The sequence below is a fragment of the Herbidospora mongoliensis genome (genome assembly GCF_001570545.1).
Classification (GTDB): domain Bacteria; phylum Actinomycetota; class Actinomycetes; order Streptosporangiales; family Streptosporangiaceae; genus Herbidospora; species Herbidospora mongoliensis.
The window spans coordinates 242472-255172 of record NZ_BBXD01000017.1; the positions used below are offsets into that span (position 1 = coordinate 242472).

The 12701-nt window shown below is 69.6% G+C and carries 13 protein-coding genes; 7 read left to right on the forward strand and 6 right to left on the reverse strand.

Annotation, left to right across the window (positions count from 1 at the left end):
• Positions 1-127 precede the first annotated feature (127 nt).
• Genes AW272_RS25750 through AW272_RS25765 form a run of 4 tightly spaced genes read left to right on the forward strand, consistent with a single transcriptional unit; the run spans position 128 to position 3990 of the window.
• A complete protein-coding gene (locus AW272_RS25750; protein ID WP_083958663.1) occupies positions 128-1138 on the forward strand; it encodes an ABC transporter substrate-binding protein in 1011 nt (336 codons plus the stop codon).
• 10 nt (positions 1139-1148) lie between these two features.
• Positions 1149-2174 carry a FecCD family ABC transporter permease gene (locus AW272_RS25755; protein WP_066370125.1) on the forward strand — a complete coding sequence of 342 codons (1026 nt, stop codon included), beginning with the start codon at positions 1149-1151 and terminating at the stop codon, positions 2172-2174.
• 5 nt (positions 2175-2179) lie between these two features.
• A complete protein-coding gene (locus AW272_RS25760) occupies positions 2180-3220 on the forward strand; it encodes a FecCD family ABC transporter permease (RefSeq protein WP_066370463.1) in 1041 nt (346 codons plus the stop codon).
• The gene (locus AW272_RS25765; protein WP_066370128.1) at positions 3217-3990 is read left to right on the forward strand and encodes an ABC transporter ATP-binding protein; all 774 of its coding nucleotides are present in this window, start codon (positions 3217-3219) and stop codon (positions 3988-3990) included. The genes AW272_RS25760 and AW272_RS25765 overlap by 4 nt, the downstream gene beginning before the upstream one ends.
• Before the next feature lie 78 nt (positions 3991-4068).
• Here AW272_RS25765 and AW272_RS25770 read toward each other — a convergent pair whose 3' ends face one another.
• The 3 genes from AW272_RS25770 to AW272_RS45710 all read right to left on the reverse strand — a co-directional run bounded on the left by AW272_RS25770 (position 4069) and on the right by AW272_RS45710 (position 6901).
• On the reverse strand, positions 4069-5946 hold the full coding sequence (locus tag AW272_RS25770) for a pectate lyase-like domain-containing protein (protein ID WP_245657723.1): 1878 nt from the start codon (positions 5944-5946) through the stop codon (positions 4069-4071).
• 132 nt (positions 5947-6078) lie between these two features.
• Positions 6079-6648 (reverse strand): hypothetical protein, encoded by a 570-nt coding sequence (locus AW272_RS43835; protein ID WP_174551857.1) that lies wholly within the window; start codon positions 6646-6648, stop codon positions 6079-6081.
• A gap of 127 nt (positions 6649-6775) precedes the next feature.
• Complete coding sequence (locus AW272_RS45710; protein ID WP_275527317.1) at positions 6776-6901, reverse strand: hypothetical protein; 126 nt, start codon at positions 6899-6901, stop codon at positions 6776-6778.
• A 279-nt stretch (positions 6902-7180) separates the two neighbouring features.
• Between AW272_RS45710 and AW272_RS25780 the strand changes: the two genes are divergently transcribed.
• A complete protein-coding gene (locus AW272_RS25780) occupies positions 7181-7762 on the forward strand; it encodes a DUF998 domain-containing protein (protein WP_245657736.1) in 582 nt (193 codons plus the stop codon).
• 269 nt (positions 7763-8031) lie between these two features.
• On the opposite strand, the gene AW272_RS25785 is transcribed toward AW272_RS25780, so the two are convergent.
• From AW272_RS25785 to AW272_RS25795, 3 genes are all read right to left on the reverse strand, one after another.
• Positions 8032-8475, reverse strand: a complete 444-nt coding sequence (locus tag AW272_RS25785) for a DUF1707 SHOCT-like domain-containing protein (protein WP_066370139.1) — start codon at positions 8473-8475, stop codon at positions 8032-8034.
• Positions 8459-9148, reverse strand: a complete 690-nt coding sequence (locus tag AW272_RS25790) for a phosphotransferase (protein ID WP_066370141.1) — start codon at positions 9146-9148, stop codon at positions 8459-8461. Before AW272_RS25790 ends, AW272_RS25785 begins: the two co-directional genes overlap by 17 nt.
• A gap of 79 nt (positions 9149-9227) precedes the next feature.
• Complete coding sequence (locus AW272_RS25795) at positions 9228-10736, reverse strand: glycosyltransferase family 39 protein (protein WP_218011059.1); 1509 nt, start codon at positions 10734-10736, stop codon at positions 9228-9230.
• 303 nt (positions 10737-11039) lie between these two features.
• Here AW272_RS25795 and AW272_RS25800 point away from each other — a divergent pair, with 303 nt between their 5' ends.
• Positions 11040-11876, forward strand: a complete 837-nt coding sequence (locus AW272_RS25800) for an ABC transporter ATP-binding protein (protein WP_066370143.1) — start codon at positions 11040-11042, stop codon at positions 11874-11876.
• Positions 11866-12660 carry an ABC transporter permease gene (locus AW272_RS25805; protein ID WP_066370144.1) on the forward strand — a complete coding sequence of 265 codons (795 nt, stop codon included), beginning with the start codon at positions 11866-11868 and terminating at the stop codon, positions 12658-12660. Before AW272_RS25800 ends, AW272_RS25805 begins: the two co-directional genes overlap by 11 nt.
• The last annotated feature ends 41 nt before the right edge of the window (positions 12661-12701 follow it).

The following is a 12701-nucleotide window of genomic DNA, read 5'->3' on the forward strand; positions in this document are numbered from 1 at the left end:
CCGCCGTCGCCTTTCCCGCATCGTCTCATATCGGGCCGTACGGATACATATGCCGCATAGCGAGCTTGAAAATTTGGTTAGCCTAACCTAACTTAGGCGGCACTCCCCTTGAGAGATAGGAAGCCGCATGCGCGCGCTACGTCCCTTTCTCGCCGTAGCGGCGTTGAGCCTCGGGCTCATCGGCTGCGGCGGCGAACAGAACACCGCGGCCCCAGAGGCACGACCGTCCAGCTCCGCGTGGTCGTTCACCGACGGCTCCGGCAAGGCCGTCACGGCGGAGAAGACACCCACCCGGATCATCGCGCACGCCGGTGAGGCCGCCGCGCTGATGTCGTTCGGCATCAAGCCGGTCGGGATCTACGCCGACGAGTCGATCAAAACCGACGCCAACCTGAAGGACCTCGACCTCACCGGCATCGAGATCCTCGGCCAGGAGTGGGGGAAGATCGACGTCGAGAAGGCCGCCGCGTTACGTCCAGACCTGATCGTCGCCGACTGGTGGCCGGTGGAGAAGGCGCACAGCGGCTTCGAGGAAGGGGTCGACGAGAAGAGCAAGAAGCTCGCCGACCTCGCCCCGGTGGTCGGCGTCACGCAGGGCAAGTCCATCGAAGACCTGGCCAGAGGCTATGAAGACCTGGCCGAGAGCCTGGGCGCCAAGGTCGACTCGCCGGAGATCTCCGCGAACAAGAAGCGTTTCGAGGAGGCCGTCGCGCGGTTCAAGGCGGCGGTCGCGGCCAAGCCCGAACTGACGGCCCTGGGCGTCTCGCCCGCCGACGACAAGGTCTATGTCGCCAACCCGGAGTTCGCGCCCGAACTGCTGGACTTCCAGCGCTGGGGGCTGAAGGTGATCAACCCGGCCAAGCCGGACCCCGCGTTCCCGTACTGGGAGACCCTCAGCTGGGAGAACGCCGACCGCTACCAGCCCGACCTGATCCTGTGGGACGGCCGGGGCTACAAGCCGGAGCTGAACACCGAATGGGGCGCCAAGCAGCCGACCTGGTTCAAGATCAAGGCGGCCAAGGCGGGTGCGGTGGCGGCCTGGCCGGCGTACTGGCTGCACACGTTCGGCCACTTCGCGACGGAGCTCGACAAGGTCACCGAGGCGATCAACGCGGCCGACGACAGCGTCGGCGACTGACCGCGATCCGATGATCAGCACGATTCCGGTACGGCGGGCCCCCGCTCTCGGCGTGGGCCTGGCCGTCCTTCTCGCCCTGCTGGGCGCGGTCGCCTTCCTCAGCGTGACCCAGGGCGCCCGCGACATCGGACTGGCGGAGGTCCTGCGCGCGCTCGGCGGTCTCGGCGTGAACGAGGAGATCACCGGCACGGTGACCCTGGAGCTGCGGGTGCCGCGCACGCTGCTGGGCATCCTGGCCGGCGCCGCGCTGGGCGCCGCGGGCGCGATCCTGCAAGGCGTCACCCGCAACCCGCTGGCCGACGCCGGGATCATGGGCATCAACGCGGGCGCGGCCGTCTTCGTGGTCTTCGCGATCACCGTGCTCGGGATCCAGGGTGTCGGCGTGTACGTCTGGTTCGCCTTCGCCGGCGCCATCATCGCGACGCTGCTGGTGTACACGATCGCCTCGCTGGGCCGCGAGGGAGCCACCCCGGTCAAGCTCGCCCTGGCCGGCGCGGCGGTCACCGCCGGGCTCACCTCCGTCACCACCGGCGTCCTCATGACCAACATCGACGCGCTGAACGAACTGCGGTTCTGGCAGGTCGGCGCGCTCGCCGGGCGGTACATGCCGATCCTGACCGGCGTCGCGCCGTTCCTGATCGCCGGGCTGGTCGTGGCCCTCGGCCTGGGCCGGGCGCTCAACGGGCTCGCGCTCGGCGAGGACGTCGCGCGCGGTCTCGGCCAGCGGGTCGGCCTCACCCGGACGGTCGCCTTCGGCGTCGTGGCGGTGCTCGCCGGCGCGGCCACCGCCGCGTGCGGGCCGATCGTCTTCATCGGCCTGGTCGTGCCGCACCTGGCGCGGGCGCTCTGCGGTCCCGACTATCGCTGGACCCTGCCGTACTCGATGCTGCTGGCGCCCATCGTCCTGCTGCTGGCCGACGTGCTCGGCCGGATCGCCGGCGCGCCCGGCGAACTGCAGGTCGGCGTGGTGCTGGGCGTGCTCGGAGCGCCGATCTTCGTCCTGATCGTGCGGTACGGCCGAATGTCGGAGGTGTGAGCATCATGACGCTCTCGACTGTGGCCAACGCCGTAAGCGTCACCCGTCGCCGCCGGACGACCCGCGTCGTGGTGGTCACCGGCGGGCTGACCTCGGTCGTCGCCGTCCTGTTCGTGGTGACCATGATGGTGGGCAGCTTCCGGCTCTCCGCCGGCGAGGTCATCGGCTCGCTGCTCGGCACGATCGACGACCCGAGTCTCGACTTCGTCGTCCTGGGACTGCGGCTGCCGACCGCCGCGACCGCGCTCACGGTGGGCCTCGCGCTCGGCGTGTCCGGCACCATCTTCCAGCACCTGCTGCGCAACCCCCTCGCCTCCCCCGACTTCGTCGGCATCTCCTCCGGCGCCGGTCTGGCCGCGGTCTCCGGGATCGTCCTGCTGAAGGTCACCGGGCTGGCGGTCGCCGGGTTCGCGCTGGGCGGGGCGACCGTGGCGGCGCTGCTCATGTACGTGCTGGCCTGGCGCGACGGGGTGAGCGGCTACCGGTTCATCCTGATCGGCATCGGGGTGGCCGCCTTCTTCGACGGCCTCATCGGCTTCGTCCTGAGCCGCGCCCAGCTGTACGAAGCGCGCCAGGCGATGCACTGGCTGACCGGCTCGGTGGGCCAGGCCAGCGGCACCGAACTGCGGCTGCTGCTGGGCGGCCTGGTGGTCCTGTTGCCACTGGCCGTGCTGCTGCAACGGCAGCTTCGCCTGCTCGAACTCGGCGACGACACCGCGCGGAGCCTGGGCGTGTCCGCCGAACTCGCCCGCGCCGCCCTGCTGGGCACCGCCGTGATCATCCTCGCCCTGGCCGTCGCGGCGGCCGGCCCGATCCTGTTCGTCGCCCTGGTCGCCGGGCCGATCGCCAACCGGCTGCTCGGACCCGCCACCGGCAGCGTGCTCGCCGCCGCCCTGGTGGGCGCCGCCCTACTGCTGACCGCCGACCTGGTCGCCGTCCACCTGCTGCCGACAGCGCTGCCCACCGGCGTGGTCACCGGCGCCGTCGGCGCGCCGTACCTGCTGTGTCTGCTGGCCACCACGAACCGACAAGGAACCGGCGGATGAACCGACTCCGCGCCGAAGGACTGTCCCTCGGCTACGACGACACCACCGTCATCACCGGCCTGGACGTCGCGGTGCTCGACCAGAGGATCACCGCGATCGTCGGCGCCAACGCGTGCGGCAAGTCGACGCTGCTGCGCGGCCTGGCCCGTCTCCTCAAACCACGACAGGGCGCGGTCCACCTCGACGGCAAGGCACTGGCCTCGATGAGCACCCTGGACGTGGCCAAAGTGCTCGGCCTGCTCCCCCAGACCCCGATCGCCCCGGACGGCATCACCGTCGCCGACCTGGTCGGCCGTGGCCGCTACCCCCACCAGGGCTGGTTCCGCCGCTGGACCGACCGCGACCACGAGGCGGTGACCCGGGCCCTGGCCGCCACCGACACGGCCGACCTGATCGACCGCCCGCTGCACGGCCTGTCCGGCGGCCAGCGGCAGCGGGTCTGGGTCGCCATGGCGCTGGCGCAGGACACCGATCTGCTGCTGCTCGACGAGCCGACGACCTACCTCGACATCAACCACCAGGTGGAACTGCTGCGGCTGCTGCGCAAGCTCAACGCCGAGTCCGGCAAGACCATCGTCGCGGTCCTGCACGACCTCAACCTCGCCGGCCGCTTCTGCGACCACATCATCGCCATGGACGGCGGCGCGATCGTCGCCGAGGGACCACCGTCGGAGGTGATCACCGCGGAGCTGGTCGAGAAGGTCTTCGGCCTGTCCTGCGTGATCGTCACCGACCCGGTCGCGGGCACGCCCATCGTCGTCCCCGCCTGAACGGCCAGTTGCGGAACGGCGTGAGCCGGGATCCCCGGTGGGCCGGGTCCGGAGATTCCGGCCCACCGGGGGCGGGTCCTACGGGGCCGGGTAATCCGTGATGTACACCGGCGCGCCGACCTTCGTCATGTCGGCCGCCTCGCCCACGCCGTTGACGACGTGGTCGATGATGCCGGCGCTGAGGTTGACGGTCATGATGTGGTGCAGCTTGACGCCCGGCGTCTCCGGAACCTCGAAGCCGTTCTCGGTGTGAATCTGCGGGTTGTTCTGGTTGAAGACGTAGACGCCACCGCCGTAGAGGAGGTGCCTCTTCACGTGCCGGCCCACCTTGTAGCCGGCGTAGCCCTCGACGTCGCCGTCCATCCAGTCGGCCTGGGTCGGCGGGTCGTACGGCAGCTCGTTCTGATAGAGGATCGTCACGCCGTCCTCGCCGTTCCAGATGGTGTTGTGCCGCTGGAAGTGCTCGACGAACAGGCCGGTCGCGGTCACGTGGTCGCCGTTGATGATGGCGCCGTTGCGGCCGTCGTTGGTGTTCCACCGCTGGGTGTCGGTGAAGCCCTCGACACCGTGGTCGGCGCGCCACACCCAGGTGTGGTCGATGAGCACGTGGTCGCTGTTGACCTCGAGGGCGGTGTTGGTCCTGCCGATGTGCGGTCCGCCGACGCGGAAGTACACGTCGGACAGGGTGATCGGGTTGTCCGCCGTGCTGTGGCTGCGCTTGTCCTTCTTGCCCACCCTCAGCAGGACCTGCGACTTCTTGAGGCCCGCGTCGATGGTCACACCGGCGACGATCACGCCGGGGACGCTGTCGACGTCGAGCGGGGTCGAGGCGTTGACAGCGGTGAGCGTGGCGTGCCCGATGCCGAGGACGACCGTGTCCGGGCGCTCGATGTCGATGCTCTTCTCGATGTCGTACACGCCGGGCGTGAACAGCAGGTGCTTGCCGCTCTCCAGCGCCTCGTTGATGGTCTTCACCGAGTCCGACGGCTTCGCAATGAAGAAGTCGCTGATCGGCAGCGTGCGACCCGGGGTCAGGCCGTTGGCCCACGTGATGCCGCGTGAGTCCTTCTGGACGGCGGGTACGCGGACGTTGTAATCGCCCTCCGCGTCGACGAACAGGTAGGGCTTCTCCCGGCTGACGGGAGTGGTCTCAAGGGTGGTGTACGGAGGGCTCGGGAACCCGGCGTCGTCCGGTGCGCCGACGACGCCCGAGAAGACCTGGTTCCACACCGCGTTCGACCAGCCGGCGACCTCGCTGTTGCGGGTCAGCCACTGCTGCTGCGATCCGTTCGTGGTGGACGGCAGCTTGGAGTCGGCGATGAAGCCTCCGCTGGCGTACTGCGGGCCGGCGGTGCAGTAGTCCATGAGCGACAGGTTGCCGCCGCTGATGTTGAGACGGCGCAGGGACACCGCCTGGGAGACGGCCCAGAAGTTCGCCGAACTCCGGCAGCCGTCCTGGCCGGCCGCGTTGACGTTGATCGACAGGTTGGACAGGGTGCGCCAGAAGTTGACGAGCGCGAGGCAGTTGGTGGCGGTCAGGCAGCGGTTGTAGACCTCGACCTTGCCGTTGATGACGACGTCGGTGGGCGAGGCGCCCAGGCCGGAGACCTCGGTGTAGTAGCCGACCTTGATCTGGAGCGGCTGCTCCGCGGTGCCGTACGTGCCAGGCTTGAAGAGATACGCGTGGCGCGTGGTGCCCATCTCGTTGTTGACCTGAGCGGCGTGCTTCGCGTCGAGCGTCGCCTGGATCGAGCTGACGGACATGCTCGGATCGAAGACGGTGACGTTCGGCCCGAGATCAGGGACGCCGGGGGTCGGCGACGCCGCGGTGGCGGGTGTTCCGGCCGTCATGACGGTGGTCGCGAGGAGGAGACCGAACGCTAACGCCCGACCGATCTGCCGACGACGCGGGCGCCGCGTCGTCACACTCCCGTCGCCGGGAGGCTTGCTCGTCATACGGTTCGTCCTTTCCGCTGCGTGTCGCAGCGGTCATTTGGGGGGTGAGATCCTTCGGCGAGCCGCCAATGAGAGCGCTCTCTCGAAGGAGGTGCAAGACTTGTATCAAGGACTGAAGGAATTGGTACGTTTCTATCGTGTGAACCGGTCCAAGCACAAGTACACGAACCGGGTCTGCGGGGCGCGTCCTGTGGATCTTTGGAGATCGGTCAGGGCGATCGCGATGAGCCCGTAGGCGAGGACGGCCGATGCCCAGTACGTGCCGTCCGGGCGGGTGCCGAGGTAGAAGTCCGGCTGGCTGCCCGCGGTGTCGTCCACGGGGAGACCGATCATCTCGAGGGTGGACGGCAGCGCGTCCACGCACTCCACGAGGTGGGCCAGCCCCAGCAGCCCGCAGATGACGTGGTCGTGCGCGCCCCGCAGCCGGGCGGCCGTCCCGAGCAGCACGGCCGACTCGTGCCGGCGTCCGCGCATCTCGGCGAGCGCGGCCGCGTGGACCGCCACCGGCGACAGGACCGGGAGTTCCCCGGTCGCCAGCGCGGCGACGTAGGCCGCTCGCAGCGCCTTGTCCGCGCCCGCCAGGTCGCCTCGCGCCAGGCAGAGCGCGGCTCGTGCGCTGCTGACCAGCGCCCGGGAGTGGTCCGCGGGGAACGCGGTGTCGCCGCGCAGACCCACGACGGCCTCGGCTCGCTCGACGGCCACCCGCCTCTCACCGACGTGACCCTGCGCCAGGTGGTACGCATCAGCGGCGGCGGGCACCGGGCGCGCGTGCGGTTCACCGACGAGTTCGGGACCGCGCCCTTCACCATCGGCGCGGCGCAGGCGGACCTCACGGCACCGGCAGCGAGCGCGTGCGGACCTTCTCCGGCGCGTCGGCCGTCACCGTCCCGGCGGGCGCGCCGATCCTCAGCGATCCGGTCGACCTGCCCCTGCCCGCCCTGACCAAGCTGACCATCAGCCTCTACCTGCCGGGACGCGTGGAGACCTGCACCTGCCACGACCTCAGCCTGGAGACCGGCTGGAGGATCCAGGGCAACACTGTCGCCTCCCCCACCTTGCCGCAGGATGCAACGACGCGGGCTACCAGGCCTGGCCGACTCCATCGATCTGTCGCTGTTCGCCTGAAAGAACTACAGGAGGAAACCGTGAACGACACCAGGCCCGAACCCGCAGCCCCATTGTTCTCGGCCCCGCAGCACCGCTGCGCGGAGGCATCTACTTCACCGCCGAATTCATCACCGCGGCAGCCTGGACGGATCCGCCCTACAGCTACACGTACCACTTCATCAGCAACCTCGGGGTTCGCGGCCCGGCGACCGCGTTCGGGCAGTTCATGTACTCGCCGCTCGCCTGGGTGATGAATACGGGCTTCTTCCTCTTCGGACTCGCCGCGCTGACCGGCGTTCTCCTGCTGAGGGGACTGCCCGGCAGACGTTACCGGCCGGCGGTCGCGATGGCGGCCCGGCTGGCGACCGGCGCCGTCGTCCTGGCGTTCTTCCCAGGATCCGGCGAGGCGGGAGACGGCGCGACCGACTACCACGCGCTGGGCGCTCTCATGGGGTTCATCGGTGGCAACGTGCTCGCCATCCTCATCGGCAGGATGCATCGGCTCCTCGGCTTCCCTCGCAGACTGGGGACCGCCCTGGTGGGAGCCGGGATCGTCGGCCTGGGTTCGCTGGTGACCTATATGGCCGTCGTCGAATCGGGAGCCGGGGGCCTCATCGGCCTGGTCGAACGCGGCATCGTCTATCCGTTCCTGATCGGGTTCATCGTCGTGGGAGCGGCGCTGCGGAAGCGTCCCCTTGCAGCGGGATGACGTGGACTCCGACGAAGAGCCCCGGCCCGCGTGACGATCATGAACGAGCACGCGCGATCGATCGGCACATACCCGGCCAGGAGCCGTTCACCCTGGAGTGGGCGCGGATCTGGCAGGCCGCCGAAAGGATTGTCAACTCCACGACGCCGCGTGAGGTGACCGGCGAACGGACCCGGAGGTGAGTCGTACGGAGAATCCCAACGTTCCCCCAGCCGGCGCGGACGTGCTCGGAATGGACCCCAGCGCACCGCCGTGAGCTGGGGTTCCCTTCAGGAACGCACGCTTTGCCGGGAAGCCGTGACGGCGTAGCTGACGGCGAGCAGGGCCAGGCCCGGCGGGATGATGACCCACATCGGCCAGAAGTAGAGGAGTTCGCCCTCGGTCACGCTGAGCAGGACCCAGATGACCAGGTTGAGGGCGACCTTGGCGACCCAGGCGATCCAGACGACCTTGAGCCAGCGGGGTAACGCGGCCGTCGCCACGGCCGGGGCTCTCGTCTGGGTGGCGGTGACGGTGGGGGACGCGGCCTGTGGGCTGGGGAGGTCCACGAAGAGGTTGTCCAGGTCGCCGAAAGTGACCGAGGTGTAGGCGCGGCTCATGCGGTCGTTGTACTCGTCGAGGCTGAGGCGGCCCTCGTCCACGGCGGACAGCAGGTGGGCGACGGCGGCCTCGCGATCATCATCAGAAACCCGGACTTCACGTCGATCTGCCATTGACTGCCTCCTCGAGGGTCGTGTGTTCGCGGGCGAGGAGGCGGTCGATGGCGACCGTCTCCGCGTTGTCGGCGTTTCGGTCGGTACGGCGGCGTTCCGCCATCACGGTCAGGTAGGGCCGGGCCGCCTCGCGGTCGACGCGGTCGAGGAAGGCCGCCAGCATGAGATCCCGGCTCGGGCGCAGCGGGGGGTCCACGTAGCCCGACGCCAGGGCCAGCCAGGTGGCGGCGATGTCGGCGGCCGAAGCGCCCCGGCCGGCGGTGGCCCAGTCGATGACGCGGGGGCCGTCGCCGGTGAGCAGGACGTTGTGCGGGTGCAGGTCCAGGTGGAGCAGGTGGTTGCCGGGGCAGACCGCGGGGAGCCAGCCGGGGGCGCGTACGGCGGACAGCTTCTTGAGCAGGTCGGCGAGGAGTGTGCCGTGGTCGGAGACCCGGCACGGGTGGGCGGCGGCGTCCTGGTAGAGGCTCGGGCCGTCGAGGCGCTCCATCAGGATGTCGGGGCCGTCGGCGTCGTAGACCTGCGGCGCGGGGAAGCCGCCGCGGCTGGCGTGGCGCATGACGGACGCCTCGCGTTCCAGGCTCCGGCCGTCTTTGGCCCGCCGGATGACCTTGCCCGCTCCGGCCTCGTAGATGTCGCAGTCACGCCCCGACCCGATCAGGCAACCTACGCGCATGCTAGCCAGGCTAAGCGGAGAAGCGCCGCAATTGTCCGGCCTCCCGGTGACATGTTCTCACCGCTCATCGGTGCCGCCATCAGCTGTGCCGGAGGCTCGGCCAGAGGGCGGACCAGGTGACGGGGGCGGCGCCGCAGATCCGGATGACGTTCTCGCTGACCTGATTGTCGATGTCGTAGCCGATGTCGACCGGGCCGACGAGACGGCAGTCGGTGAACCGCGCGGGGATGCGGCGGTTCTCGGCGGCGTGGACCAGCAGGACGGGGCCGTCGGCGCTGTCTGGAGGCGGACCCCAGTCGGCGTAACTCATATGTCCTGAATAGGCGGCAGGGAGGCCGTGGTCGGGGCCGTACCGCGCGATCGCGGCGGCTTCGCCGTAGTTCTGGGCGAGGATGACGGCGCGGGCGCGGTCGGCTTCGGGGATCTGGTTCCAGGCGTCCGCGACCGAGCTGACGAACTCCGGCCAGCCGATCTGCTCCCCCACCTCGGCGTTCAACGCGTTCGGGAACCCCGCGGCGGCGGGTGGCAGGACCGGGAGCCCGATGACGACGTTGACGGCCGCCGCGACCGCGATGGCCGCGACGAGGAGGCGCGGACGGGCCCAGCCGACGACGGGCGCCACACCGGCCGCCAGCGACACCATCAACAAGGGCAGGACGTAGTACGCCTTGCCGCCGGTGAACTGCACGACCGTGAACAGCAGCACGGTCGCCACGGGGATCAGCCGGGCCCAGCGGATCGACGGGTCCCGCCACAGGCGGATCAGGCCGGCCACCCAGATCGGGAAGAACAACGGGGAGAGCTGCACGATCAGAAGCGGGAAGAGCATCGTGCGGTCGTCCGCGCCGTCCTCGCTGATCCCGGCCGCGACCGCGAACTGCGGCCAGCCGTTCGCGGCGCTCCAGATCAGATTGGGCGCGGCGATGACCACGGCGATGAGCGCGCCGATCGGCAGCCAGCGGGTGCGCAGCACGTCTCTCGGCCCGACCAGCAGGAGCGCCAGGAACAGGGTCGCCACCAGCAGCCCCAGCAGCTGCTTGTTCTCCATGCCGACGCCGACCGCGACGCCGATGGCCACAAACCAGCGGCCGTCGCCGGTGCGGAGCAGGCGCAGCACCAGCAGGCTGATCACCAGCCAGGCGAGCATGTCGAAGGTCGCGGTGGCGAGCAGGTGGCCCAGGCCCAGGACGATCGCGGAGGTGGCCGCGCAGCCGGCGGCGACGGACTGCACCCGGCGGTCGCCGCCGAGTTCGCGGGCGATCAGGGCGACGGTCACGACCGCGGCCACGCAGAGGATCGTCGCGACGGCGCGGAGCGCGGCCGGGCTGTCGCCGAGCAGGGCGGTGCTCGCGCGGGCGAGCAGAGGGGTCAGCGGCGGCTGGTCGACGTAGCCCCAGTCGGGGTGATCGCCGGCGACCATGAAGTAGAGCTCGTCCCGATGGAATCCGTACCGGCCGGACAGGGCGGTCAGCACGACCGCGAGCGACCCCGCGACCGCGGCGATCGGGCCCACCGCGACGGACGGCAGCCCCCTGAGGCGACTGTCGCCTGCCTCCGGCAACTTCGTGTCAGAGCGTTCGATAGCCACCCGGAGATTCTGACAGCAACGGGTCAATATGAACAGCTCGTTCATGTCAATCATGAAATCGGTTGAACGCAACCCCTGTCTTCGTGGCGCCGGCGAGTAGGGGTGACCCCTACCGGGAACGGCCGCCCGTTGGCCTGTTGTCTCAGGCCACTTCCTGCCAATAGCGGCCGGGCCGCCCGCCGCTACTGTAGCGGTAACTCGATTTCCTCAGTCTATTCCACTCGCGACACCACCCGAATTATCAATTCGCGGGCACGCGAAAAGCACCGTCTTTTAGAGGTGAATACACAAGGAGGTGACACGTTGCTGCAAGCCATAGATCTTGTCAAGCGATACGGCCCGGTCCTGGCGTTGGACGGATTCAGCCTGAGTGTGGCGGCCGGTGAGATCGTCGGCCTGGTCGGGCACAACGGCGCGGGCAAGACGACCTTCGTGGAGATCGTGTCGTACCTGATCCGTCAGGACAGCGGTCACGTGACCATCGACGGACGTCCGCCGTCGGCGAGCAGGGGGCGGGTGGGCGTCGCGCCGCAGCACATCGCGCTCTATCCGTCTGTCACCGTGCGCGAGCACCTCAACCTGTTCGGGAAGCTCTCGGGGCTGCGCCGGGCCGCGCTCGACAGCGCCATCGAGGAACTGACCGTCGCGCTGAGGCTCGGCGCGTTCATCGACCGCAGGACCGCGGCGCTGTCCGGCGGGCAGCAGCGGCGGGTCCAGGCGGCCACCGCGCTGATCAACCGGCCCGGTCTGCTGCTGCTGGACGAACCGACCGCGGGCGCCGACCTGGAGACCCGCGAGGCGATGCTCGACGTCGTCAAGCAGCGCGCGGGCGACGGCGCGGCCATCGTCTACACCACGCACTACCTGCCCGAACTGGTCGAGTTGCAGGCCACCATCGCGGTCGCCCGCAACGGAAAGATCATCGCGCGGGGCACCTACGACGAGCTGGTGGACGGACTGCCCGGGGAGGTGCGGCTGATCCACGACAACGAGGAGGAGGTCCGCGTCTCCACCACGCAGCCGGCGGCCACCCTGATCGACCTGCTGGGCCGCGCCGAGCGGCCGATCAGCACGATCGAGGTTTACAACCCCTCCTTGGACGACCTCTACCGATCCCTGGCGGTCAGCGATGCTTCTTGACACCGGCTACCGCCCCGGGCCGACCGCCGCCCTGCGCGAATCCCTCTACCGGATCCGCGCGCTGGCCAACAACAACACGCTCATCCGGCTCCGCGACCCCGGCCAGACGATCAGCTACGTGGTCATGCCCATGGTCCTGATGCTGGTCCTGGAGCCGCTCTACGTGCGGGCGGTCGAGGGCGGCACCACCAAGGTGGTGACCGGGCTGCTGGTCATGTTCTCGGTGTTCGCGATCTCCATCGCGGGCAACGCGATCCTGGCCGAGCGCACCTGGAAGACCTGGGACCGGCTCCGGGTGAGCCGGGCGCCGGCCGCCGAGCTGCTGATCGGCAAGACCCTGCCGATCTACCTGGTGATGGTCGCGCAGCAGACCATCCTGCTGGTGTACGGCTGCCTGGTCATCGGCCTGCCCATCCCCGGCAACATCCCGCTGGTCCTGGGTTCCATCCTGGTCTGGGCGTTCACGTTGCTGGCGATCGGCGCGCTGCTGGCCGCGATCGTGCGCAGCCACGGCGAGCTCAGTGTGATCACGGACGTGGGCGCGCTGACGCTCAGCTCGCTCGGCGGAGCGCTGGTGCCGCTGAGCCTGATGCCGGAGTGGGCACAGGCCGCCGCGCATCTGTCCCCGGGCTACTGGGCCCTTTCGATGCTGCAGGCCGCGGTCGCCGGTGACACGGCCGGAACCATGCTGCCCGCGGCGATCCTGCTGGGGATCGCGCTGGTCTGCGGCGCGTTCGCGATTCGCCGGCTCACCCGCGGCTGGGGCCGCGGCGGGCTTCTCTAAAACCAGCCGGCACAAACCAACCCAATGATTCGGTGAATAGG

What these genes read in the sequence shown, in the direction of transcription:
- AW272_RS45710 (WP_275527317.1), bottom strand. Translation starts at nt 6,901, where the DNA reads ATGGTCAGCTTGGTCAGGGCGGGCAGGGGCAGGTCGACCGGATCGCTG.
- AW272_RS25765 (WP_066370128.1), top strand. Translation starts at nt 3,217, where the DNA reads ATGAACCGACTCCGCGCCGAAGGACTGTCCCTCGGCTACGACGACACC.
- AW272_RS25760 (WP_066370463.1), top strand. Translation starts at nt 2,180, where the DNA reads ATGACGCTCTCGACTGTGGCCAACGCCGTAAGCGTCACCCGTCGCCGC.
- AW272_RS25785 (WP_066370139.1), bottom strand. Translation starts at nt 8,475, where the DNA reads ATGGCAGATCGACGTGAAGTCCGGGTTTCTGATGATGATCGCGAGGCC.
- AW272_RS25805 (WP_066370144.1), top strand. Translation starts at nt 11,866, where the DNA reads ATGCTTCTTGACACCGGCTACCGCCCCGGGCCGACCGCCGCCCTGCGC.
- AW272_RS25790 (WP_066370141.1), bottom strand. Translation starts at nt 9,148, where the DNA reads ATGCGCGTAGGTTGCCTGATCGGGTCGGGGCGTGACTGCGACATCTAC.
- AW272_RS25750 (WP_083958663.1), top strand. Translation starts at nt 128, where the DNA reads ATGCGCGCGCTACGTCCCTTTCTCGCCGTAGCGGCGTTGAGCCTCGGG.
- AW272_RS25770 (WP_245657723.1), bottom strand. Translation starts at nt 5,946, where the DNA reads ATGACGAGCAAGCCTCCCGGCGACGGGAGTGTGACGACGCGGCGCCCG.
- AW272_RS25755 (WP_066370125.1), top strand. Translation starts at nt 1,149, where the DNA reads ATGATCAGCACGATTCCGGTACGGCGGGCCCCCGCTCTCGGCGTGGGC.